This window comes from Actinomycetospora chlora (assembly GCF_039542135.1).
GTDB lineage: Bacteria > Actinomycetota > Actinomycetes > Mycobacteriales > Pseudonocardiaceae > Actinomycetospora > Actinomycetospora chlora.
Map to the genome: position 1 here is coordinate 91,458 of NZ_BAABHO010000001.1, position 22,295 is coordinate 113,752.

Here is a 22,295-nt window from a genome sequence, read left to right on the forward strand (position 1 = left end):
CCCGGCCGGCCCGCGTGCGGTGTGGTGGAGCCGTCAGCCGCGACGGATGCGGAAGATGCCCCAGGAGAGCTGGCCGCTCCTGCCGCCGTTCACCCAGTTCGTCAGACCCGTCTTCATGTTCGCGATGTACTCGTCGGAGATCGTGCCCGCGAACCGCGGTTCCGCGGCCTCGAGCTCGGCGAGCACGCGCCCGTAGTGGGTCGTGAGCTGGTCGGTGTGGTCCTCGAACGCGAAGTCCGAGAAGCCGTGCTTCGCGAACTCCTCGCGGTAGAAGCCCGGCGAGCCGAGCGTATCGAGGTGGAGTCGGGCGAGGATCGGCGTCAGCGCCGAGACGTCGGCGTCGTCGTCGGCCATCGGGTCGGTGAAGACCACCTGGCCGTTCGGCTTGAGCACACGCTCGATCTCGGCGACCACGGCCCGGCGCTCACCGGAGTGCAGGAACGCGTCCTGCGACCACACGAGGTCGTAGTAGTTGTCCTGCACCGGCATGTTCTCGAACGACCCGTCGACGACGTCGACGAGGTGGTCGAGGCCCTGGGCGCGGTTCTTCTCGCGGTTCCGCTCGTTCTCGACCTCGGAGAGGTTGAGGCACGTCACGCGGCAGCCGTACTTCTTCGCGAGCCAGCGGGCCGAACCGCCGTAGCCCGCGCCCATGTCGAGCACGCGGGTCTCCGCGGTGATGCCCATGCCCTCGGCCATGCGCTCGACGGTGCGCTGCGAGGCGGGGGCGATGGCCTCGTCGGGGGTGTCGTACAGCCCGACGTGGATGTCCTCGCCGCCCCAGACCTCGTGGTAGAAGGTGTCGGCGTCGGTCGAGTTGTAGTAGTCGCGCGCGGTGTGGACCGCGGTCGAGTAGCTCTCGCTCAATTCATCGTCCGGTCGGTAGGTCTTCTCGGCCACGTGGATCCAGAAGTCCGGGCTCTCGGTCCCGTACGACTCCTGGAAGTCCCCGTACGTATCGATCTTCTGGAACCCGACCTCGCGCATGAGCCGCCGCACGTAGTCCTTGCGCAGCGGGAACATGTTGAGGTGGTACACGGAACCGTCGTCGTGGAACGTGTACCGGAAGCGCGCGAGCCCGTCGTCGATGTACTCCGGCTCGGCGGTCACCGTGTCGCCGCAGTAGAAGTACTTGTGCTTCGACGAGAAGCCGTGGTCGAGGATCTCGTCGTAGTTGCGCTGATCGAGGATCAGCACGCCGTCGTGCTTGAGCATCGCGTAGAACTCGGCCAGCGCCTTGCGCCGGTCGCGCTCGTTGAACAGGTGGGTGAACGAGTTCCCCAGGCAGATGATGGCGTCGTACTCACCGTGGACGTCACGGTTGAGCCAGCGCCAGTCGGCCTGGACCACCCGCAGCACGTGCCCGTGCTGGCGGCCGTTCTCGAAGGCCTTGGCGAGCATCTCCGCACTGCCGTCGGCGGAGACCGTCTCGAACCCGGCCTTGAGGAGCTGGACGGAGTTGAACCCGGTGCCCGTGGCGACGTCGAGAACCTTCTCGACACCCCGGGCCGACAGCTGGTCGATGAAGAACGAGCCCTCGCTGGCGGCGCGTCCCTCCCAGCCGATGTAGTCGTCCCACTTGTCCACGAACCCCTTGATGTATTCCTCGTGGTAGTGGTTCGTGTCGCGGACCTCGTTCGGGTTCTCGCCGAACTCCTGATGAACATCGGCCTCGGTGTACTCGTCGAGGCCAGCCGCGGTGTCGGGGCTCCGGTCTGCGGCTGCGGTCATGTGTCCTCCGGACGTCGGTGACGCTTCCGGAGAGACGACGCTAGGCAGCCACGCCGGGTCCCGGAAGGTCCCCCCGGGGCCGTACGGTCGGCAGAATCGATACAGGCGCGGTGTGTGCCGACGCGCAAACAGCGCCATCGGCGCTGCTCCGACCGGGTGTCCGCGGATGGGGATCTCCGTGACCACATCGTGCTGTGACGGCAGCCACGTTTCCCTCGGAATACGGACAGCCGCGTCGGCGACGGCGCGTCACCGCGCGATCACCCTCCCGGTCACCCGGACGGTTCGACGATCACGGTCCGGTTCTGGCTGGCGGGGCCGGGCAGCTGGCGGCCGTCCGGGCCCACGTCCTCGACGTAGCCGGGGAACTGGCTGCCGACGCCGCGGGTGGTGATGCGGTCGGCGGGGGCGCCCAGCTCCACCAGGAGCGCCTTCACCGCCTCCGCGCGCCGCGTGGAGAGGTCGACCTGGCTCTCGGGCGTGCCCGCGCGCGCACTCGTGCCCGTGAGCGCGAGGCGATTGTTCGGTGCCGCCGTCACGAACTGTGCGAACGGCGTGAGGACGGCACGCGCGGCATTCCGGTCGCGGAACTCGGCGGTGTCGGGCTGGAAGCCGACGGAATTGTCGTCGGGCAGCGTCGTCGCCTGTCCGGGCGTGATGGTGGGGGGCGGCGGCACGTCGACCGGGCTCACCGGCGGCACGTCGCTCGGGGCGTCGCCGCCGCGCGGCTCGTCGACCACCGCGACGCACGACGCGCCGCCCGCCTGCGCGACCGCGGTCCACAGCGCGACCAGCGAGGAGCGCTGGGCCGGGGAGAGAGCCGCCTGCGGCGCGGCGACGTCGCCCAGGCCCGCGAGGACCACGGTCTCGCCCTGCAGGCCCGGCAGCGAGTTGGTGGCCCGCAGCGCGTCGACCGTCTCGTTCGGCGGGGCGTCGAGCAGCCCGCGCTGGCGGAAGTCCAGCGGGGCCACGGTCGACAGCCCGGAGTCGACGAGCACGACCGTGCCGGGCCGCGGCCCGCCGGCCGAGCGCCCCGCGAGGTCGAGCGCGGTGAGCACGTCGACCTCCGGGGTCTGCGCCCGCAGGCCGGTCAGCGCCTCTCCGAACCCGTTGAGGAAGGTGTTGCGGTCGTCCTCGGCGGCGATGCCGTTGCCGGCGTCGGAGGAGAACGTCTCACTGCCGGCCGAGACCGGCCGCCCGTCGACGTTGACCAGCGTGATCCGCGGCCGGTAGTCCTGGTCCACCGACCGCGTGAGCACGGAGGTGGTCGCGTCCTGCACGGCCTGCGGCAGCCCCGGCTCCGGGCTGTTGGCCCGCCCGGAGACCGCGAAGGCCATCGGGCCGACCGGCACCGGGCAGGACAGCCCCCCGCCGCCACCACCGGAGAAGCCGCCGCCGGCGGCGTCGTCGGAGCCCGAGCAGCCGGCGACCAGCGTGCCGGCAAGGAGGAGCGAGAACAGGCCGGCCACGCGGGGTCGGATCAACGATGATCTCCGTTCGGGCTGGACTCGACGACGGTCGGGATGAACGGGCGCATCTCCGGCGGCGCCTCCTCGCCGGGCACGACCTCGCTCGCCGGCGTGAACAGCGGGTACAGCGACGACCCGGTGAGCCCGTCGGTGACCGACGGGTTGCCCTTCTTCGACGCCATCAGCGTGCGCGCGTAGTTCTGCAGCTCGAGCATCTCGGCCACCACCTGCTGGCGGGCGGCCCGCCAGCGCTGGTCCTCGCGCTCGCGCTCGTTCTCCTGCTGGCGCAGGGCCTCGCGGGCGCGCTCGAGCTCCGCCCGGCTGGCCCGCTCGCGGTCGGTGGCCTCGTGCATCCGGCGCTCGGCCCGGCGCAGGGCGGAGGCGACGGGGTTGAACGACACGAACGTCGCCACCATCGCGGCCATCCCGCTGGCCAGGAACAGCGCGCCGAAGAGCATCGCGGGCAGCAGGGCGGACATGTCGATGCTCGACGACGAGCTGCCGAAGCCCCCGCCCCCGCCGGAGCCGAACCCGCCGCCGCCGGATCCGAAGCCCCCGCCCCCACCGGAGCCGAACCCGCCGCCACCCGAGCCGAAGCCCCCGCCCGACGACGAGCCGCTGGGCGTCATCAGGCGGGTCCAGAACGCCGCGGCGCCCAGCATCAGCCAGGTCAGCGTGGCCAGCACCGTCAGCGTCAGCGACGCCCGCGGGTCGCCGCAGCGGCGCCGCGCCAGCCCCTGGCCGACGAGGTGGGCCAGGCCGACGGCCGCCGCGGCGAAGCCGACGGTGCCCAGCACGATGAGGAACGGCGAGCCACGGAAGACCCGGGCGAGGACGACGTAGAACGCGGCGATGTCGCCGCCGATCGCGAGCAGGATGATCCCGAGCGCGAGGTAGTCCTCGCGCGAGCGGTTGATCAGCAGCGTCGCGTCGCGGTACGAGCGCGGGCGCGCACCCCCGCTCATCGGCGCTCCTCCGGGGTCACGGTGTCTCCACGGTCGGGTGACGACGCAGTGTAGGACCGCCGTCCGGTGCCCCCGACCGGCCGGGGCATCGGGCCGGTCGGCGGATCGGCCGGGGGGTCGATCGGCGGCTCGGGACGCCGCCGCGAGGACCGCGGCCGCGACGGCGCCGGGTCGGGCGGGTCGTCCTGCCCGATCGGCTCGCTGAGCCGCTCGCGGGCCTCCTCGTAGTCGCGGCGGGCGATCGCGAGGGCGCGCCGGTCGCGCTCGTGGGCGGCCTCGGCGTCGGCCAGCTGCTGGCGGGCGCCGCCGACGAGGCGGTCGACCACGGCCTGGTGGTCGGCGTGCTGGGAGTCGATGCGCGAGAGCCAGCCGGACGCCCACGAGGCGATGAGCGGGTCGAGCGCGCCACCGGTGCCCTCGTCGACGCCGTCGAGGAGCTCCTGCACGAGGGTGCGCACGCGGCCGCGGGCGGCGCCCACGTCGGGCGTGGCCTGGTTCGGGTAGGGCATCGGCCCGACCCGGTCGGCCGCGTAGACCTGCTGGAAGCGGCGCTCCTCGGGCGAGCCCGGCGTCGTGGGCACCCCGGGCAGGCTCGACAGGGGAGCGCCGGACGGCGGCGGCGTGGGCGCGCTGCCGGCCGACGGCGCCGTGGGCGTCGGGGGCCGGTCGGTGCCGGCGTCCGCGTCGCGGCGCCGGGGCCAGAACCTGCGGGCGGCCATCGCTACTCCTGGGGGGTCGTCGCGCCGTGCCGGGGCGCGGACGGGGTGATCGGGGTGGCGTCGGTGCGGCCGTCGCCGGGCGGCGTGGGTCCGGGCACGGCGGGCAGCGGGCCGGTGGGGGCCGGCGCGTCCTGCTCGGCGGTCTCCGCGGCGGCGACCCAGCCCGGCACGACCGGGTGCTGGGCGGCCAGCGCCGGACCGATGCGGTCGCCCGCCGGGTGGCGGCGCACGAGGTGGCGCTCGTAGGCGCTGACGCGGCGCATGACCTGCGCGTGCAGCCGCCGGACGCGCGTGGCGCCGACGAGCTCGCAGGCCCGGATCGTGCTGCCCAGCCGGGCGTACTCGACGCGCATCTGCGTGAGCTGGGCGTGCAGCCGGGCCGCCTCGTCGACCAGCGGCCGGCGGACGGCCTCATGCTCGCGCGCCCGCCGGGCGGCGACGACGTCCTCGGCGGTCTCACCCTCGCCGCCCCGGCGCACGGTGAGCGCCTCGGGCTCGAGCAGCACCGGGATGGCGTCGAGCCGGGCGCGGACCCGGACGAGCGCCTGCTCGGTCTCCGGGATGCGGGTCGCCAGCGCGGCGCGGGTCGCGTGCATCGGCGCGACCTCGAGGTCGAGGCGCAGCCGCTCGCGGTGCGTGCGCGCGAGGAAGTCCTGGTGGAACTCCTCGAGCGCGGGTGTGCCGGCCGGACGGCCGCTCTCGAGGCTGGGCAGCCCGGCGCGCCCGTCGGCGCGGGCCTGCCACGCGTCGCGCAGGCGGGCGAACCAGCCGTACGGGGGCATCGGCGAGCCGGTCGCGTTCGCGGCCGGTCCGGCGGCCTCGCTGGCCTGGGTCATCGCGCCACCGTCCGGGCGTGCCGTTCCACCGTGCGGGTTCCTCCTGCAGGCCGTCCCGGGCGGGACGCGTCCGACCGAGTCTAGGCGGCGGCCTCCCGGGCCCGTGCGGTCGTCCGGGGGAGCCCGACCGGCCGCCGTCGCTGTCCGCCAGACGAAGACGTCCGCTCGTCCGGTGGACGACACGCCGCCGCGATCCTCACCCGAAGGGGCACACCTTTTGGCGAGCCGATGCGGCCCGATCGGACCACGCCCACCGTTCGACCAGGGGAATCAACGCTCGATACGCCGAACAGCCGCGCAGCAGATGGGTTAAGCGTTGGGCTGTCTGGTCGATACCTGGGGGGTGCAGAACGCAGTAGAGCCGGTGAGCGACATGACCGCACCGCATCCAGCCCTACCGCCCGCACGTGACCTGGACCGGGGACTGGGCCCCGCCGAGGTCGCCGCCGGCGTCGGGCACTCGGAGCTCGTCGACGCCGTCGACGAGGCCGTCGTGGGCGAGGTGGCCGTCCTCGTGTCGGAGGCGAGCGACGCGCTCGCCGCGGCCGCCCGTCACGGCGCGGCGGGCCCGGAGGACGGCCGCGACCCGCGGGGCCTGCGCAGCCCCGTGGACCTCGAGGTGATCATCCCGGCGTACAACGAGTCCGGGCGCCTGCCCGCGACCCTCACCGCGATGGTCGCGTTCCTCTCCGAGCAGCCGTGGACCTCGCGCGTCGTGGTGGTCGACAACGGCAGCGTCGACGACACCGCCGCCTCGGTGCTGGCCGTCGACGGCCGCGCCTGCAACGTCGCCACCGGCTGGTGCGTCGAGGTCGTCGCCATCGGCTGCTCGAAGGCCGGCAAGGGAGCCGCGGTGTACCGCGGGCTGCGCACCAGCCGGTCGCGCTTCGTCGGCTTCACCGACGCCGACCTCTCGACGCCGTTGGAGACGTTCCTGCCGGTCATGGAGGCCCTGCGCGCCGGCGCGGCCGCCGCGATCGGCTCGCGCCACGCGCCGGGGGCGCAGATCGCGGGCCGCCAGCCCCTGGGCCGCCGCCTCGGCGGCGCCGCCTTCCGCGCGCTGTCGCGGCCGCTGCTGCCGGGGGTGCACGACACCCAGTGCGGCTTCAAGTTCTTCGACCGCGCCGCCGTGCAGTCGGCGCTGTGGCGGTCCCGGTCGGTCGGGTTCGCCTTCGACGTCGAGCTGCTGCGCCACGTCCGCGACGACGGCGGCCGCATCGCCGAGATCTCCGTGACCTGGACCGACGTCGCCGGCTCGAGCTTCAGCCCGGTCCGCGACGGGGTCGCCGCCTTCAGCGCCGTCGCGCGGCTGCACGCCCAGCTCGGGGGCGGGCGCCCCGAGAGCCCGAGTGACGCCCGCCCGTCCCACACCCCGACCCCGACCCCGACCCCGACCTACCGTGCCGCCGCCGGGAGCCCCGCATGACCACGACCGTCCCGTCCCTCGACCCCACCGCGGGGACCCCCACCGACCGCACCACCGGCGAAGCCGTCCTCGTCGGCGGCCGCGCGCTGAGCCGGCTGGCCGGCCGGCGACTCCTCGTCCTCAACTGGCGCGACGTCCGGCACTCGCAGGCCGGCGGCGCCGAGGCCTACGCCCACGAGATCTCGAAGCGCTGGGTCGCCGCGGGCGCCGAGGTCACCTGGCTGACCGCGCGCGACGCCGGCCAGTCGGCCCGCGACGAGATCGACGGCGTCCGCATCCACCGTGCCGGCGGGGCGCTGTCGGTGTATGTCCGGGCCGCGATGGACCTCGTCCGCCGCGGCGGCGGGTTTGACGCCATCGTCGACTGCCAGAACGGCATCCCGTTCTTCTCACCACTGTTCACCCGCGGCGACGTCCCGGTCGTCCAGGTGGTGCACCACGTCCACCAGGACCAGTTCGCCACCCGCTTCTCGCCCACGGGCGCCGCCGTCGGGCGCCTGCTCGAGGGCCGCGTCGCGCGCCGGGTCTACCGCGGGCGCCGCACCGTCGCGGTCTCCGCGTCGACCCGCCAGGAGCTGCGGCGCCGGCTGAAGATCGCCGACGTCATCGAGGTCGTGCCCAACGGCGGCATCGACCGCGTCGACGAGACGCCCCGCGAGTCGCTGCGCGCGGCGACGCCGACGATCGTCGTCACCAGCCGCCTGGTGCCCCACAAGCGCCTCGACCTGCTGCTGCAGGCCGTCTCGGCCGCCCTGCCCGACGTCCCCGACCTCGCCGTCGAGGTCATCGGCGGCGGGCCCGAGCTCACCGCGCTGCGGCGGATGGCCGTCGAGCTCGGGCTCGCGCGGGTGGTGCGCTTCCACGGCCGGCTGCCGGACGACGAGCGCGACGCCCTGATGAGCCGCGCCTGGCTGACCACGAGCACCTCCGAGGGCGAGGGCTGGGGCATCGTCGTGCTCGAGGCGGCCGCCGAGGGCGTGCCCTGCCTGGCGCTGCGGGCGCCCGGCATCCGCGACTCCGTGGTCGACGGCGCCACCGGCTGGATGGTCGACGGCGTCGACGACCTCGCCGCCGCGCTGCCCCGCGTGCTGCGCGAGCTGGCCGACCCCGCGCGGGCCCGCGAGGTGGCCGACGACTGCCGCGCCTGGGCGGGCTGCTTCACGTGGGACCGCTCCGCCGAGCTGCTGGCCGGCGTCGTCGTCTCCGAGGTCAGCGCGTTCCACCGCTCCGGGGCCGAGGAGACGCACCTGCCCCCGGCCGACCGCTCGGCGCTGCGCCGGGCGGCGACCCGCCGGCAGGCCCGCTCGGACATGACGGTGCTGGCCCGCTTCACCCACGACGACCCGGCCGCCGCGGCCGCGGCGCTGCGCCTCACCGACGAGTGCGCGGTGCGGGGGTCCGGGCCCGGCGGCGAGGTGACGGCCCTGCTGCGCGGCTGCGACGAGGTCGACGCGCTCGCGGTGCTCGCCCGCATCGGCGCGGTCGATCCGCGCGTGCGCCTCGCGTCACGCCACGAGCTGCTCGGTGGCCCCGCCCTCGTCGAGTCCCGTGCCGCCCGCGCCGCGGCGCGCGGCGCGGGCCGATGACCGGGGTCGCCCCCGAGATCGTCCCCCCGGTCGCGGCCGTCGACCCGGCCGTGACCGGGGCGGGCACCCCGCCGGCCGCCTCGGGGGCCGCCACCGGCGGGCACGCCACCCTCCTGTCGGCCTCGGCCGGCCTCGTCGGGCTGCTGAGCTACGCCTGCACGCTCGTCATGGCGCACCTGCTCGCGCCCGCGGAGTACACCGCCTTCGCCGGCGCCGCCGCGCTCGTCGGCACGGCCGGCGTGGCGTCGGCGGCGCTCGTGCCGTTGCCGCTCGCCCACGTCGTGCGCGCCCACCCCGCCGGCAGCGCCGCGCGCCGCGATGCCCTGGTGTTCGCGCGCGGGGTGTCCGTGCTGGTCGGGCTCGTCGCCGGGCTCGTGCTCGGCGCGGTCACCGCCGGCTTCGCGGCCGCGGTGACGGCCCTGGCCGCCGGCGCCGCGGCGTGGTCGCTGTTCGCGATCGCCCCGGTCTGGGGCCGCCTGCAGGGCGAGTCGCGCTTCGTGCGCTACGCCCTGCTCACCGTCGCCGAGGTCGCGGTGCGGCTGGTGGTCAGCGTCGGGGTCGTGCTGCTGGGCGCCGGGGCGGCCGGGGCGATCGGCGCCTTCGCCGCCGGCGCGGTCGTCGTGCTGCTCGCCGCCGGGCGCGCGCGGGTGGGTGGCGCGAGGGAATCCCTCGCTCCCACCGACGCCGGGCTCGCCCGCGCCCGCCGCGTGCTCACCGACCGGGCGCGTTGGGCCGAGACCGGCGGCGTCGCGGCCGTCCAGCTCGTGCTCTCGGGCCTCGCGGTCGCCGACGTCGTCGCGGTCGCCGCGGTCGCCGACGACCCGCGGGTCGGCGTGGTCGCCGCGGCGGGCTACCAGGCCGTCGCGACGCTGGCCAAGGCGCCGGTCTACGTCGCCGTCGGGACCGCGCTGGTCAGCTTCCCGGTGCTGCGCGCGCTGCCCCGGCACGGGGCCGAGGAGGCCCGCGACCGCGCCCTGCGCGACGCGCTGACGACGTTCGTGCGCCTCGCCGTGCCGGCCGCCGCGGTGGTCGCGACGGTGCCGGCCGCGATCGTCGGCCTCGTCCTGCCGGCCGCCTACGCGCCGTCGGTGGCGCTGCTCGGCCCGCTCGCGGCCGCCGGCCTCGGTCTGGGCGCGACGACCGTGCTGGCGACGCTGCTCCTCGCCGTGGGCGCCCGCCGCTCGCTGGCCGTCGCCCTGGTGCTCGCGGCCGTCGCGCCCGGTGCCGGGGTGGCGCTCGGCCTGCGCGCCGGCGCCGCGGGGCTCGCGGTCGGTGCCGCCGCCGGCGCGCTCGCCGGGTCGCTGGCGCTGGCCGTCCTCGGGTTCCCCCGGCGCCCGCGTGCCGGGCGGGCCGGGGTGGGCCTGGGCTGGTCGGCGGCGCGCGGCGTGCTCTACGCCGCCGTCGTGCTGGGGCTGCTCGAGCTCACGCGCGGGCTGATGGTGCTGTGGCTGCCCGCGGTCGTCGTCGTCGGGATGGTCGTGGTGGGGCTGCCCGCGCTGGCCGGGCGGGTGCGCGCTGCGGCCGACCCGCGGGGCGCGCTCCGGTCGTCACCCGCGGGGCTGCACGTGCTGCACCTGGCGTTCGAGGACCCGGAGATGCCGGGCTCGGGCGGCGGGGCCAAGCGCACCGCCGAGATCGACCGGCGCCTGGCCGCGGACGGGCACCACCTCACCGTCGTCGTCCAGGGCTGGCCCGGCGCCCGCGACCGGACCGAGTACCTCGGCGACGGGTCGCTGCGCTGGGTGCACACCGGCCGGGGCGCGAACCGCCTGACCCGCCTGCTCGGCTACGTGGCCGGCGTGCCGTGGTTCGTGCGCTGTGTCGAGGCCGACGTGGTGGTCGAGGACTTCTTCGCCCCGATCTCCTCCCTCGCCGTGCCGTGGTGGTCGCCCGCGCCCACCGTCGCGATCGTCCAGTGGCTCAACGCCCGCGAGAAGGCGGCGCAGTACCGGGTGCCGGTGCACTGGGTGCAGCACCTCGGGGTGCGCAGCCACCGGCGGTTCGTCGGGATGTCGCAGGGCGTGGCCGACGCGCTGCGGGCGACCAACCGCCGCGCGGAGATCGCGGTCATCGGCAACGGCGTCGACGCCGAGGCGTTCCGCCCGCGCCGGCGCGGCGAGGGCACCGACGTCGTGTTCGTCGGGCGGCTCGAGACCGCGCAGAAGGGCCTCGACCTGCTCGTCGACGCGTGGGCGCGCGTCGCGGGGAAGGTCGGCGGCCGGCTCGTGCTGGCCGGCACCGGGCCCGACGAGGCCGCGCTGCGCGCGCGGGCCGAGGGCCACGGCGTCGCCGACTCCGTGCACTTCGCGGGCTGGGTGGCCGGCGAGGAGAAGTACGACCTCGTCGCCAACGCGCGCCTGGCCGTCGTGCCGTCGCGCTTCGAGACCTTCGGCATCGTCGCCGCCGAGGCCCTGGCCTGCGGCACCGCCGTCGTCGCCTACGACATCCCCTGCCTGCGCGAGGTCGTCGCCCCCGAGGCGGGCGTGCTCGTGCCCTACACCGGTGACCACGGGGCCGACGTGACGGCCCTGGCCACGGCCCTGGCCGCGGTCGCGCGCTGCGAGGGCCTGCGCGAGCGCGCCGCGGAGCGTGGTCCCGCGATCGCCGCCGTCCACGACTGGGACGCGCTGGCCCGCGCCCAGGCCGCCGTCCTGCGCGCCGCGGCCGGGCGGCCGGGCGAGCACCCCGAGGAGACCACCGGCGAGGAGACCCCCGACACCGCAGACGTCACGACCCGCTTCCCGCGACCCGTCGCGCTCCCCCGGGAGGACTCGTCATGACCGCCGGCGCCGCCCGCAGCGGCTCCCTCACCGCGCTCGTGCCGCTCACCGAGCGGCCCGCCCGCGACCCCATCACGCGCACCCTGCACCCCGAGCGCGATCCCGAGCCCCCGGCCGCGGGCCGGGGCGACCGCCGCACCGTGCGGGACCGCCAGGAGGGGCCCGGCCCCGGGAGCCGGGTGCTGTTCTGGGTGCTCCTGGGACTGCTCGCCGGGGCCACCGTCGCGCTGCGCGCCTGGCACCAGGGCACGGCGTACGAGCTGTTCATGGACGAGATCCAGTACGCCGACGTCGGCAACTCGTTCGCCGCGGGGCACGGCCCCGAGCTCTTCGACGAGCCGTTCTTCCTGCACCCGCCCCTGCTCTTCGCGCTCCTCGGGCTGGTCATCGGCCAGCCCGTGGACCACATGACGGTCGAGTTCGTGCTCGGTCTGCGGCCGGTCGAGCTGGTGTTCGCCGCGGCGAACGTCCTGCTCGTCGTGGGCATCGCCCGCCGCGTCGTCGGGCCGTGGGCCGCCCTGCTGGCCGGGCTCGTCTACGCCCTCGACCCGTTCGTCGTGCGCTTCGACAGCCGCCTGATGCTCGAGGCGCCGATGATGTTCGGCATCCTCGCCGGCGTCCTCGCGCTGCTGGTGGCGGTCGACCGGACGTCCCGGAGCGCCCGCCTGGCCTGGTTCGCCGTCGGCGGCGTCGCGTGGGGCATCGCGATCACGACGAAGAGCACCGCCGCGCTCATCACCGCGTTCCCGCTGCTGATCATGTTCGTCACGTCGTGGGGGCTGCGACGCCGCGAGGCGCTCGGCGTCCTCGCCGTGCAGGCCTCGGTCTACGCGACGTACGTCGTCTGGGTGCTCGCCACCGGCAACGTCGGGCCGTGGTTCGACCAGACGATCGCCGGGACGCTGCGCGCGGTCGGGATCATCAAGCAGACCGGCTTCAACGCCCCGCACTCGTCGTCGTTCACCGACCGGCTGCTGGCCCAGGGCGTGTGGTTCTTCCCGTCCTACCTGCTCATCGGCTGGCGCTCGCTGCGCGTCGGGCGGGAGGGCACGCACGGGTCGCACGCCCTGCGCGGCGACGGCGACGACCTCGGCCTGCTGACCTGCTGGCTGGCCGGGGTGCTCGCCGCGATCGTCTACACGTTCGGCCTCGGCGAGGTCGAGGAGCAGACGTTCTACCTGCTCGCGGTCCCGTCGACGGTGGTCGTGGCCATGCTGGTCACGCAGATGGCGTCGTGGCGCACCGGCGCCCGCATCGCCCTGACCGTCGTCGTGACCCTCGTGCTGACGTCCTCGGCGATCATCTGGTCGACGCTGCGGACCGATCGCGACGACACCTATCTCCGGTTGGTGGAGTACATGTACGCGACCATCGACGTCCAGAACGAGATCGCGGTCGGGGAGCACACCGCCCAGTTCGTGCTGCCGGGCTACGGCATCCACGAGCTGGACTCGATCGACTCGGCGCGGCGGACGTTCTCCCGCTACGCGCTGGTCTCGACCGAGCTGACCGAGCAGGGCCTCGCCCCCGCCCCGCCCGAACTGCTCGACGAGCTCGCCCGCCGCTACACGCTCGTGTTCACCGCGCACGGGCGCACGGCCGGGGACCTGCGGCTCTACGACCTCAACCAGCCGCTCGACGGCACCCCGCCGGTCGCCCCGGGGCCGCCGCGATGAGCCGGGGCAAGGGTCTGATCCAGAGCCTGGTGGGCATCCGCGGCTACCTCGCCCTCGTGGTGGTGGCGGTGCACCTGGCTCCGTTCGCGATCGCGCTGGCGCCGGCGACCCGGGGCTTCTTCCTGCCGATCTGGCACCACGCCTACGTCGCGCTGGACCTGTTCTTCGTGCTGTCCGGCTTCGTGGTCACCGCCGGCTACCGCACGGTCTTCGCGCGCTGGCCCGGCTGGAGTGTCTACGGCCGGTTCCTGTGGGCCCGCCTGTCGCGGTTCTACCCGGTGCACCTGGCGGTGCTCGCCGTGCTGGTCGGCGCCGTGCTCGGCGCGCGGGCGATCGGCCGCGAGATCCCGCACGGGGGCGACCTGGGCGTCGACCTGCTCCGCCAGCTCACGCTGACCTCCGGCTGGGGCGGCGCCGACGCCCTGACCTGGAACGGGCCCGTGTGGTCGCTGTCGGCGGAGTGGCTGTGCTACCTGCTCATCCCGCTGCTCCAGCCGCTGGTGCTCGCGCTGCGCACCCGCACGGCCGTGGTGGTCGGCTACCTCGTGGCGTGCGCGATCCCGCTGGTGGCCTACTCGGTCATCGGGTTCGACGACGGGACGATCACCTACGCCATGCCGCTGCCGCGGGCGATCGGCTTCTTCCTCGCCGGGGCGTGCCTGCAGCAGCTGCTCCACGTCGACCGGCGCCTGCCCGAGCTCGCCGGGCGGGTCACCGGCCCCCTGGCGCTCGCCGGGTTCGGGCTCATCGTGCTGACCTCGAACCTGGGCCTGTCGACGATGTACGCCCTGCCGGTCGCCGGTCTGACGGTGCTCGCCCTCGGCGAGGAGCGCGGGTGGCTGGACCGCGTGCTGTCGACGCGCTTCAGCATGCTCGCCGGCGAGCTGAGCGTCGCGGTGTTCCTCACCCACGTGCCGTGGCTGCTCGGGTCGTCGCTGCTGATCAACCCGCGGACGTTCCCCGGTGCCTGGGGCTGGCTCGGGATCGTCCTGCTCCTCGTCGGCGTGCTGGTGTGCGGCTGGCTCGCGTTCGTGCTCGTCGAGCGGCCCGGGCAACGGATCATGCGCTCGCTGGTCAAGCGGCCGCGCCGGGCACCGGCCGAGCCCGTCACCGAGCGCACGGAGGAGGCGGTCGAGGAGCGGGCCGCGTCCCCCGGGTCGGCGGGCGCCCGGACCGGACGGTGAGACGCGTCGGGCCGGCGCTCGCCGTGGCGCTCGTGGGCGTGCTCCTCACCGGCGCGGCGTGCCCGTCCTACGCCGCTCCCGCCGCGGAGCCCGCGTGGGGCGTCGTCGACTCGACCTGCGCGCCCGACCGGCTCGCCGCCCAGCGCGACGCGGGCCTGACCGTGTCGGTGGTCGAGGCCTACTGGGACCGGCTGCAGCCGGTGCCCGGCGCGTTCGACCCGGGCGCGGTGGCCGAGCTCGCCGCCCGCGTCGGCCGGTGCCTCGACGCGGGCCGGCGGGTCGTGCTGGGGACGGGCACGCAGTACCCGCCGTCGTGGGTGCGCGCGCTGCCCGACGCCCTGCTGCGCGACCAGCGCGGCGCGGCCCCGCGGACCGGCGGGCTGGACCTCGTGTTCGCCGCGGCCCCCCGCGCCGCCCTCGACGACTACCTGACCCGGCTCGTCGCCGCCGTCCCCGCCGCCCGCCTCACCGGCATCCGGGTGGGCACCAGCGCCGCGGGCGAGATCGGCTACCCGGGCCCGCAGGAGTCCGGGTACGGCCTCAACTCCTGGTGGGCGTTCGGCGCGCCCGCCCAGACCGGCGCCGACCTGGCGCCGGGCCAGGCCCGGACGCCGCTGCCGGGCTGGGTGCCGGGCACCGCCGCGTGGCAGGGCCGCGCGGTGACCGCCGCCGACGCGTCGCGGTGGTTCGGCTGGTACTCGGGGGCGCTCGTGACCGCGCTCGCGGGGCAGGCCACGGTGCTGCGGGCGGCGGGCTTCGCCGGCGAGGTGCACCTGCCCACCGCGGGGCGCGGGGTGCTGCCCGCCGACCGGTCGGTGGCGGTCGGCACGCTGCTCGACGGCCACGGCGACCGGGACGGGTCGCTGGGCCGCGGGCTCGACCACGTCGCCGCGATGCCGGCCCTGGCCGAGGCGGTGCCCGGCGCGGTCGTCGTCGACCTCACCTCGGTCGACGACGCCTCCGCCGTCCGCGCGCGGGCGCTCGACCCGCCCGAGGACCTCTGCACCCCCGAGGACGCCGCGACGTCGCTGGACCCGACGACCCGCGTCGAACGCTGGTCGAACCTGCGCTTCGCCCGCGCCCAGGCCGCCCGGGCCGGGCTGGCGGTGGTGGGCGAGAACCCCGGGCCCCCCGGCGGCACGACCGGCGGCGTCCCCGACTCCGACCCCGAGATCGAGCAGGTCCGCCGCGCCCCCGCCTACGCCCGCGCCTGCGGCCTGGCGGCGTTCACCCTCGCGTTCGAGGAGGACCTGCACACCCCGCGGTCCGGGGTGACGCCGGCCGACTACGTCGGGGCGATCACGTCATCGGCCTGACGGGAACTCCGCCCGCCGCCCCGACGACCCGCAGCGTGATGGCCACGACACCGCTCTCCGCCGCGCCCACCGACGTCCTGCCCGTCGTCGCCGCCCGTGCCCGGGAGGGGGACGATGGGGGCGTGGACGTGATGGAGGCGCGGCACGAGGCCCCGACCGCGGAGGTCGTGCCGCAGCGGGCGGTCGGCGCCGTGCTGCTCGCCGGCGGGCTGGTCGGCGCCGTCGTCGCGCTGGTCCTGCTCCTCGACAAGATCGCGCTGCTCGAGGACCCGGCGTTCGTGCCGTCCTGCAGCATCGACCCGGTCCTGGCGTGCGGCACGATCATGAAGACCTGGCAGGCGTCGGTGCTCGGGTTCCCGAACCCCGTGATCGGCCTGCTGACCTTCCCCGTCGCCGCCGCGATGGGCGCCCTGCTGCTCGGCGGCGTGGCGCTGCCCCGCTGGGCGTGGTGGGGCCTGCAGGCCGGCACGACGCTCGGCCTGCTGTTCGCGCACTGGCTGATCGTCCAGAGCCTCGTGGTGATCGGCGCGCTCTGCCCGTGGTGCATGGTGGCCTGGGTCGCGGTGATCGCGATGTTCTGGTTCACCACGGTGGCCGACCTGCGCGCGGGGAACCTCGGCGGCGCCCCGGCGGGCCCGGGCTTCGCGCGCCGGCACGGCTGGGGGCTCGCCGCCTGGTACCTGGCGATCGTCGTCGCGATCGTGGCCACGTTCCCGGCCTGGGCGGCCGGGCTGGTGGGCCTGTGACCTCCACCCTCCCGTCCGCCGACACGGTCCTCGACCTCGAGATCGGCGGGATGAGCTGCGCCGCGTGCGCGGCGCGCATCGAGCGCCGGCTCAACCGCCTCGACGGCGTCGACGCGTCGGTCGACTACGCCGCCGAGGGCGCGCGCGTCGTCATCAGCTCGCCGGAGGTCACCACCGCGACCGTCGTCGACACCGTCGGGAAGCTCGGCTACACCGCGCGGCCCGCGCGGCCGCCGTCGGATCCGGCTGAGGAACCGGCCGACGACGCCGAGCTGCGCGATCTCTGGCGCCGGCTGGTCGTGGCGGCGGCGCTCTTCGTGCCCGTCGCCGACCTCGCGCTGGCGATGACCGCCGTGCCCTCGCTGCGCTTCCCCGGCTGGCCGTGGTTGCTCGCCGCGCTGGCCGCGCCGGTGGTGCTCTGGTCGGCGTGGCCGCTGCACCGCCGGGCGCTGGCGGGGCTGCGCCGCGGCACGAGCTCGATGGACACGCTGGTGTCGCTCGGGATCGCCGCCGCGACCGTGTGGTCGCTGGGCGCCGTGCTCCTCGGCGCGTCCGTGGCGCCCACGGGCAGCACCTGGGAGCTGCTGCTGCACCCGGCGGGGCCGGTGTACCTCGAGGTCGCGGCCGGGGTGACGACGTTCGTGCTCGCCGGGCGCTACGTCGAGCGCCGGGCGCGGCGGGCGTCAGGGGACGCGCTGGCGGCGCTGGCGCGGCTCGCGGCCCGCGACGTCGCCGTGCTCGACGAGGACGGCGCCGAGCGGCGCATCCCGGTGGCGGAGCTGGGCGTCGGGGCGCGGTTCGTGGTGCGGCCGGGCGAGAAGGTCGCCGCGGACGGGCGCGTGGTGTCCGGGCGCTCGGCGGTGGACCGCAGCATGCTGACCGGTGAGCCGGTGCCCGAGGACGTCGGGGCGGGCGACCGGGTGGTCGGCGGCACCGTCGCCACCTCGGGGCGCCTCGTCGTCGAGGCCACCGCCGTCGGGGAGGCCACGGCGCTGGCGGGCATGGTGCGCCTGGTCCGCGACGCCCGGGCCGACAAGGCCGACGTCCAGCGCCTCGTCGACCGCATCTCGGCGTGGTTCGTGCCGGCGGTCGTCGTGCTCGCGCTGCTCACCGGCCTGGGCTGGTGGCTCGGGACCGGCGACGTCGCGCGCGCGTTCTCGCCGGCCCTGGCGGTGCTCGTCATCGCCTGCCCCTGTGCGCTCGGGCTGGCGACGCCGATGGCGATGGTCGTCGCCTCGGGCCGCGGCGCCCGGCGGGGCATCTTCCTCAAGGGGCACCACGCGCTGGAGACCAGCCGCCGCGTCGACACCGTCGTCCTCGACAAGACCGGGACGCTGACCACCGGGCGGATGGCGGTGGTGGCCGTCCTGGGCCCCGGTCCGGTGCTGGAGCGCGCGGCGGCCGTCGAGCGGGGCTCGGAGCACGCCATCGCGGCGGCGATCGTCGCGGAGGCCGCGGCGCTGCCCCCCGAGCCCGAGGACTTCGTCGCCCTGCCCGGGCTCGGTGCCCGGGCGGTGGTCGACGGGGTGACGGTGACGGTGGGGCGCGTCGACCTGTTCTCCGGTGGGGTGCCGTCCGCGCTGGCGGGGGCGTGGTCGGGGGCCGAGGCCGCGGGGCACACGGTCGTCGCCGTCGGGTGGGACGACGTCGTGCGCGGCGCGGTGGTGCTCGCCGACGAGGTGAAGCCCAGCGCCTCCCCGGCCGTCGCGGCGCTGCGCGCGGCCGGCCTGCACCCGGTGCTGCTCTCCGGCGACCACGAGCGCGCGGCCCGCACGGTCGCCGACGCCGTGGGGATCGACGAGGTGGTCGCCGGCGTCCTGCCCGAGGGGAAGCTCGCGTTCCTGGCGGAGCGGCGGGCGGCCGGCGCGGTCGTGGCGATGGTGGGCGACGGTGTCAACGACGGCCCCGCCCTCGCCGCCGCCGACCTGGGCCTCGCCGTCGGCACCGGCACCGACGTCGCGCTCGAGGCCGCCGACGTCATCCTCGTGCGCGACGACCTCACGGCTGTCCCCGAGGCCCTCGCGCTCGCCCGCGCCACGCACCGGACGATCCGCGTGAACCTCGGCTGGGCGTTCGGCTACAACGTCGCGGCGATCCCCCTCGCCGTCGCCGGCCTGCTCAACCCGCTCCTCGCGGGCCTCGCCATGGCGCTGTCGTCGCTGCTCGTCGTGTCGTCGAGCCTGCGCCTGCGCGGCCCCTCCCGGTGATCAGCAGGTCGAAAGCCACCTGACCCGGCATCCGAGCGGTGCCTTTCGACCTGGTGATCTTGAGCGCGGGAGTTCGTCGGGCCGGCCTGGTGATCAGGAGTACGTGGTGCACCCTGGGCGCCGGGTCAGGACATCCGTGAGCGGACCCCCGCGAGTGCCTGTCGGCCTGGTGATCTCGGGTGCGCAGCGGTCAGCCCAGGACCGCGTCGAGGTCGCCGCTCTGCTGCTGGAGCAGCTTGCCGTCGACGACGATGGTCGGCGTGCCGAAGGAGCCCTGGCGCTGCAGGGCCGGGTCGGTCGAGGCCTGCTGGAAGTTCGCGGCGATCTCGGCGCCGTGGCGGTTGCTCGTCACGCAGTCGGCGTAGCCCGGGCCGGCGCCGGCACGCTGGCCGAGGTCGACGAGCTGGCCGGTGTCGTAGCCGCGCCCGCCCTCGGGCGGCTGGGCGGCGTAGAGGCTGGTGTGCACGGCCGGGAAGGCGTTGTTCTCCGCGGCGCAGATCATCGCGTTGCCGCCGGCGGTGGAGTAGCCGGGCGGGTTCGAGCGCTGGTCGAGCAGGTTCACCATGTGGAAGCGCACCTGGACGCGCCCGGCGGCGATCGCCTGGGCGATGCGGGGGCCGTAGCTCTCCTCGAACGACTGGCACGCCGGGCACTGGGCGTCCTCGTAGAGGTCGATCGTGTGCGGGGCCGCCCCGCCCGCGGTGACGACGCCGCCGGCGACCGTCGTCGCGTACTGCGCCGGCGCCGGGGCGACCGGGATCGCCTGGCCCTGGCCCTCCGACGAGTTGCCGGAGAGCAGGACGCCGCCGATCACGACGATCGCGACGAGCAGCACCACCGCGACCCCGACGATCATGGGCGTCCGCGAGGACGTCTTCGGCTTCGTCGTCGCCGGAGCGGGGCGCTTGGAGCGCGTGGCCATGGGGGGGAACCTCCTGGTGTGGGGGAGCAGGTCTCAGCGACGCCGGGCCAGGTCCGCGAGCATGGCGTTCCACGCCGCGAGGTCGGCGTCGCCGTCACGGTCGGCGTGGCGGTCGCGGCGGGTGGCGTCGCGCTGGTCGGCGCGTGACCACTGCACGAGCAGCGCCACGAGCACCACGAGCAGCGGCGCCTCGCCGGACGCCCACGCGATACCGCCGGCGAGGGACTGGTCGGCGAGCAGGTCCGGCACCCACGGCAGCGCGAGCTGGCGGAAGTACTGCTCGCCGATCACCGTCGCCGCGCCCATGAGCGCGACGCCGAAGAACGCGTGGAACGGCATCGACGCGAGCAGCAGCGCCAGCCGGCCGAGGTGGGGCAGCGGGCGGGGCGAGCGGTCCACGCCGATGATCGGCCAGAAGAACAGGTAACCGGTCAGCAGGAAGTGCACGAACATCGCCTGGTGCGCCCAGTGGTAGGGCAGCGCGTCGGCGTAGAGCGGCGAGAAGTACAGGACGTAGAACGAGCCGACGAACAGCACCAGTGCCACCACGGGCCGGGTGAGCAGCCGCGGCAGCGGGGCGTCGACCAGCGACAGCAGCCGGTCCCGCGGGCCGTCGACGGTCTCGCCGGCCGGCAGGGCGCGCAGCGCGAGCGTCACCGGGCCGCCGAGCACCAGCAGCACGGGCACGAGCATCGACAGCAGCATGTGCAGGCCCATGTGCGCGCTGAACGTCGCCATCGCGTGCGCGCCCAGCCCCGAGCTCGTGGCCCACACCAGCAGCGCGCACCCGGCGCTCCACGCGGCCGTGCGCCCGACCGGCCACGCGTCGCCCCGGGCGCGCAGCCGCCGCACCCCGAGCAGGTAGGCGCCCGCCAGCACCACGGCGACGACCGCCCAGAGCAGGTTCAGCCGCCCGGGCCCGAGCAGGCCGAGCGTCGTCGGCGGCGTGAGGACGTAGCCGAGCAGCGTCTCCTGGATCGTCGTCGGCACCCCGAAGGCCGGCGCCGGCTCGGTCGCCGCCAGCGCCGCCGCCCCCGCCACGGCCAGCAGGGGGACGAGCACCGCCGGGCCGGGCACCCGGGCCCGCCACGTGGCCACCGCCGCGACGGCCAGCAGCGCGAGCCCCGCGAGCGCGAGCACTCCCGGCACCGAGAGCCACGCACCGCGGACGAGGACGACGGCGCTGACCGCGGCGACGGCCACCGCGACGCCGGCCGCCGCCAGCGCCACCGGCCGTGCCCGCGCCGCCACGGCGCGGTCCGGCCCGGGGGCGAGCGTCTCCAGCACGGCGAGACCCGTCCACACCGCGGCCGCGAGCGCGGCGAGCAGCGCGGCGTCGGTGGCGATGTCGTGCCCGGCGCCGGCGCTCGCCACCTGCCCGGTGACGACCGGCGCAACGACCCCGAGCGCGGCGAGCGGCACCATCCCGGCCGCCGTGCGCCACGACAGCGTCATCCGGCACACCACGGCGACGACGGCGGCCAGGACGGCGGCGACGAGGAAGCCCATCGGCTCCTCGAGCGCGCCGGCGGCGTCGAGGAACGCGCCGGGCACGGCGAGCACGCGCGGGTCGCCGCCGGTGCCCCCGAGGACGGCGCCCGCGGCGGCGACCAGGGCGCCGACGGCCCACACCGCGGCCGCGGTCCCGGCCAGGCGCACCGCCCGGTAGCCCTGCGCGCCGAGCACCCGCGCGCCGCCGGTCGAGGGCCGGGCGACGAGCGCGCCGACCAGCCCGCCGAGGCACGTCCCGGCCGCGAGCAGCACGAGCAGCCGGGCCAGCGGCGTCGCCACCCGGACCGCGACCGACGGCGCGTCGACCCCCAGAGACGCGAACGGCGCCGCCCCGCGCACGAGCACCCCGACGACGACGCCGGCCACCACGAGGGCGAGGACGGCGGGAGCGAGGGCGCCCCTCGCTCCGTCGGGCGGCGCGAGGGCGTCCTTCGCCCCACCCCCGGACGCGTCACGCGACGTCGGACTCACGCTCCCAGGGTGCGCCGGTGGCGGTCGGGGGGCCGTGTGGGGCGGTGTGCTGTGCGGCGCGCCGCGGGGCGCGCCACCGCCCGCCGGGGGACGGGCCGGCACCCGGGCGCGGGGCGGCGCGGACGACGGCGAGACCGAGCAGGAACCCGACGACGAGCACGCCGTGCGACACCACCCGGGCCGGCTCGACCCGCCCCGCGACGAGGTCGATCCCGCTGAGCACGGCCAGCACCGCGATGAACGCGCCGAGCACGGGCAGCAGGCCCGCGAGGTGGCGGGTCCACAGCGCGCCGGCGAGGAAGGCGACGCCGAGCGCGAGGTTCCACGCCGCGCTCTCGTGCGTGGCGTGGGCCATCCCCGCGCCGAGCACCATCGCCGGGTCCGTCATCGCGTCGGCGTCGTGGTGCGCAGCGGCGCCGACCAGCGCGGTCGCACCGACGACGGCCTGCACGGCCCCGACGACGCCCAGCCCGGCGCGCGCCGCCGCGCCCCACCGGCGCACCCCCGGACCGGGCGCGGCCCCGGCGACGCCCGCGACGAGGTCGTGCCCGGCGTCGGCGACGCCCGTGCGGGCCCGGCGGGTGACGGCGGCGGCGTCGTGCTGCCACGCCCGGCACGCCGCGCAACCGGCGAGGTGCGCGTCCACGCGGGCCGCCTCGGCGGCGTCGGACTCGCCGTCCAGCGCCGCCGACACCGCCTCCCGGCACGCGTCACAGTCCATACCGTGCCGGTCGTCCACGGTCCCCCGA

Annotated in this window: 16 protein-coding genes; 8 read left to right on the plus strand and 8 right to left on the minus strand. The window is 76.3% G+C overall.

Going from position 1 to position 22,295, the window contains the following annotated elements:
- Positions 1–33: 33 nt before the first annotated feature.
- The 5 genes from ABD994_RS00390 to ABD994_RS00410 all read right to left on the minus strand — a co-directional run bounded on the left by ABD994_RS00390 (position 34) and on the right by ABD994_RS00410 (position 5,720).
- The gene (locus tag ABD994_RS00390; protein ID WP_345410157.1) at positions 34–1,731 is read right to left on the minus strand and encodes a glycine/sarcosine N-methyltransferase; all 1,698 of its coding nucleotides are present in this window, start codon (positions 1,729–1,731) and stop codon (positions 34–36) included.
- Between the two features lie 272 nt (positions 1,732–2,003).
- On the minus strand, positions 2,004–3,215 hold the full coding sequence (locus ABD994_RS00395) for an OmpA family protein (RefSeq protein ID WP_345410159.1): 1,212 nt from the start codon (positions 3,213–3,215) through the stop codon (positions 2,004–2,006).
- Complete coding sequence (locus tag ABD994_RS00400; protein WP_345410161.1) at positions 3,212–4,165, minus strand: hypothetical protein; 954 nt, start codon at positions 4,163–4,165, stop codon at positions 3,212–3,214. Before ABD994_RS00400 ends, ABD994_RS00395 begins: the two co-directional genes overlap by 4 nt.
- Positions 4,162–4,884 carry a hypothetical protein gene (locus ABD994_RS00405; RefSeq protein WP_345410163.1) on the minus strand — a complete coding sequence of 241 codons (723 nt, stop codon included), beginning with the start codon at positions 4,882–4,884 and terminating at the stop codon, positions 4,162–4,164. The genes ABD994_RS00400 and ABD994_RS00405 overlap by 4 nt, the downstream gene beginning before the upstream one ends.
- Positions 4,885–4,886: 2 nt before the next feature.
- Positions 4,887–5,720: a hypothetical protein gene (locus ABD994_RS00410; protein WP_345410165.1), complete on the minus strand. Its 834-nt coding sequence runs from the start codon at positions 5,718–5,720 to the stop codon at positions 4,887–4,889.
- Between the two features lie 373 nt (positions 5,721–6,093).
- On the opposite strand from ABD994_RS00410, the gene ABD994_RS00415 reads away from it, so the two are divergent.
- Genes ABD994_RS00415 through ABD994_RS00450 form a run of 8 tightly spaced genes read left to right on the plus strand, consistent with a single transcriptional unit; the run spans position 6,094 to position 18,641 of the window.
- Positions 6,094–7,146, plus strand: coding sequence for a glycosyltransferase (locus tag ABD994_RS00415; RefSeq protein ID WP_345410167.1), 1,053 nt, complete (start codon positions 6,094–6,096; stop codon positions 7,144–7,146).
- The gene (locus tag ABD994_RS00420) at positions 7,143–8,732 is read left to right on the plus strand and encodes a glycosyltransferase family 4 protein (protein ID WP_345410169.1); all 1,590 of its coding nucleotides are present in this window, start codon (positions 7,143–7,145) and stop codon (positions 8,730–8,732) included. Before ABD994_RS00415 ends, ABD994_RS00420 begins: the two co-directional genes overlap by 4 nt.
- Positions 8,729–11,512: a glycosyltransferase gene (locus ABD994_RS00425; RefSeq protein ID WP_345410172.1), complete on the plus strand. Its 2,784-nt coding sequence runs from the start codon at positions 8,729–8,731 to the stop codon at positions 11,510–11,512. Before ABD994_RS00420 ends, ABD994_RS00425 begins: the two co-directional genes overlap by 4 nt.
- Entirely contained in the window at positions 11,509–13,188 is a 1,680-nt protein-coding gene (locus ABD994_RS00430) for an ArnT family glycosyltransferase (RefSeq protein WP_345410174.1), read from the plus strand. The genes ABD994_RS00425 and ABD994_RS00430 overlap by 4 nt, the downstream gene beginning before the upstream one ends.
- Positions 13,185–14,372 (plus strand): acyltransferase family protein, encoded by a 1,188-nt coding sequence (locus ABD994_RS00435; protein WP_345410176.1) that lies wholly within the window; start codon positions 13,185–13,187, stop codon positions 14,370–14,372. Before ABD994_RS00430 ends, ABD994_RS00435 begins: the two co-directional genes overlap by 4 nt.
- On the plus strand, positions 14,369–15,688 hold the full coding sequence (locus ABD994_RS00440; RefSeq protein WP_345410178.1) for a beta-galactosidase: 1,320 nt from the start codon (positions 14,369–14,371) through the stop codon (positions 15,686–15,688). The genes ABD994_RS00435 and ABD994_RS00440 overlap by 4 nt, the downstream gene beginning before the upstream one ends.
- 38 nt (positions 15,689–15,726) lie before the next feature.
- Positions 15,727–16,434 carry a vitamin K epoxide reductase family protein gene (locus ABD994_RS00445; protein WP_345410180.1) on the plus strand — a complete coding sequence of 236 codons (708 nt, stop codon included), beginning with the start codon at positions 15,727–15,729 and terminating at the stop codon, positions 16,432–16,434.
- A complete protein-coding gene (locus tag ABD994_RS00450) occupies positions 16,431–18,641 on the plus strand; it encodes a heavy metal translocating P-type ATPase (RefSeq protein ID WP_345410182.1) in 2,211 nt (736 codons plus the stop codon). The genes ABD994_RS00445 and ABD994_RS00450 overlap by 4 nt, the downstream gene beginning before the upstream one ends.
- Before the next feature lie 190 nt (positions 18,642–18,831).
- Here the strand turns inward: ABD994_RS00450 and ABD994_RS00455 are convergent, their stop codons facing one another.
- Genes ABD994_RS00455 through ABD994_RS00465 form a run of 3 tightly spaced genes read right to left on the minus strand, consistent with a single transcriptional unit; the run spans position 18,832 to position 22,267 of the window.
- Positions 18,832–19,563 carry a DsbA family protein gene (locus tag ABD994_RS00455; RefSeq protein WP_345410184.1) on the minus strand — a complete coding sequence of 244 codons (732 nt, stop codon included), beginning with the start codon at positions 19,561–19,563 and terminating at the stop codon, positions 18,832–18,834.
- Positions 19,564–19,596: 33 nt separating this feature from the next.
- Positions 19,597–21,546, minus strand: coding sequence for a cytochrome c oxidase assembly protein (locus ABD994_RS00460; RefSeq protein ID WP_345410186.1), 1,950 nt, complete (start codon positions 21,544–21,546; stop codon positions 19,597–19,599).
- Positions 21,527–22,267 carry a zf-HC2 domain-containing protein gene (locus ABD994_RS00465; RefSeq protein ID WP_345410188.1) on the minus strand — a complete coding sequence of 247 codons (741 nt, stop codon included), beginning with the start codon at positions 22,265–22,267 and terminating at the stop codon, positions 21,527–21,529. The genes ABD994_RS00460 and ABD994_RS00465 overlap by 20 nt, the downstream gene beginning before the upstream one ends.
- Positions 22,268–22,295 lie beyond the last annotated feature (28 nt).

What these genes read in the sequence shown, in the direction of transcription:
- ABD994_RS00420 (WP_345410169.1), top strand. Translation starts at nt 7,143, where the DNA reads ATGACCACGACCGTCCCGTCCCTCGACCCCACCGCGGGGACCCCCACC.
- ABD994_RS00410 (WP_345410165.1), bottom strand. Translation starts at nt 5,720, where the DNA reads ATGACCCAGGCCAGCGAGGCCGCCGGACCGGCCGCGAACGCGACCGGC.
- ABD994_RS00400 (WP_345410161.1), bottom strand. Translation starts at nt 4,165, where the DNA reads ATGAGCGGGGGTGCGCGCCCGCGCTCGTACCGCGACGCGACGCTGCTG.
- ABD994_RS00405 (WP_345410163.1), bottom strand. Translation starts at nt 4,884, where the DNA reads ATGGCCGCCCGCAGGTTCTGGCCCCGGCGCCGCGACGCGGACGCCGGC.
- ABD994_RS00445 (WP_345410180.1), top strand. Translation starts at nt 15,727, where the DNA reads ATGGCCACGACACCGCTCTCCGCCGCGCCCACCGACGTCCTGCCCGTC.
- ABD994_RS00390 (WP_345410157.1), bottom strand. Translation starts at nt 1,731, where the DNA reads ATGACCGCAGCCGCAGACCGGAGCCCCGACACCGCGGCTGGCCTCGAC.
- ABD994_RS00465 (WP_345410188.1), bottom strand. Translation starts at nt 22,267, where the DNA reads ATGGACTGTGACGCGTGCCGGGAGGCGGTGTCGGCGGCGCTGGACGGC.
- ABD994_RS00425 (WP_345410172.1), top strand. Translation starts at nt 8,729, where the DNA reads ATGACCGGGGTCGCCCCCGAGATCGTCCCCCCGGTCGCGGCCGTCGAC.
- ABD994_RS00455 (WP_345410184.1), bottom strand. Translation starts at nt 19,563, where the DNA reads ATGGCCACGCGCTCCAAGCGCCCCGCTCCGGCGACGACGAAGCCGAAG.
- ABD994_RS00435 (WP_345410176.1), top strand. Translation starts at nt 13,185, where the DNA reads ATGAGCCGGGGCAAGGGTCTGATCCAGAGCCTGGTGGGCATCCGCGGC.
- ABD994_RS00415 (WP_345410167.1), top strand. Translation starts at nt 6,094, where the DNA reads ATGACCGCACCGCATCCAGCCCTACCGCCCGCACGTGACCTGGACCGG.
- ABD994_RS00430 (WP_345410174.1), top strand. Translation starts at nt 11,509, where the DNA reads ATGACCGCCGGCGCCGCCCGCAGCGGCTCCCTCACCGCGCTCGTGCCG.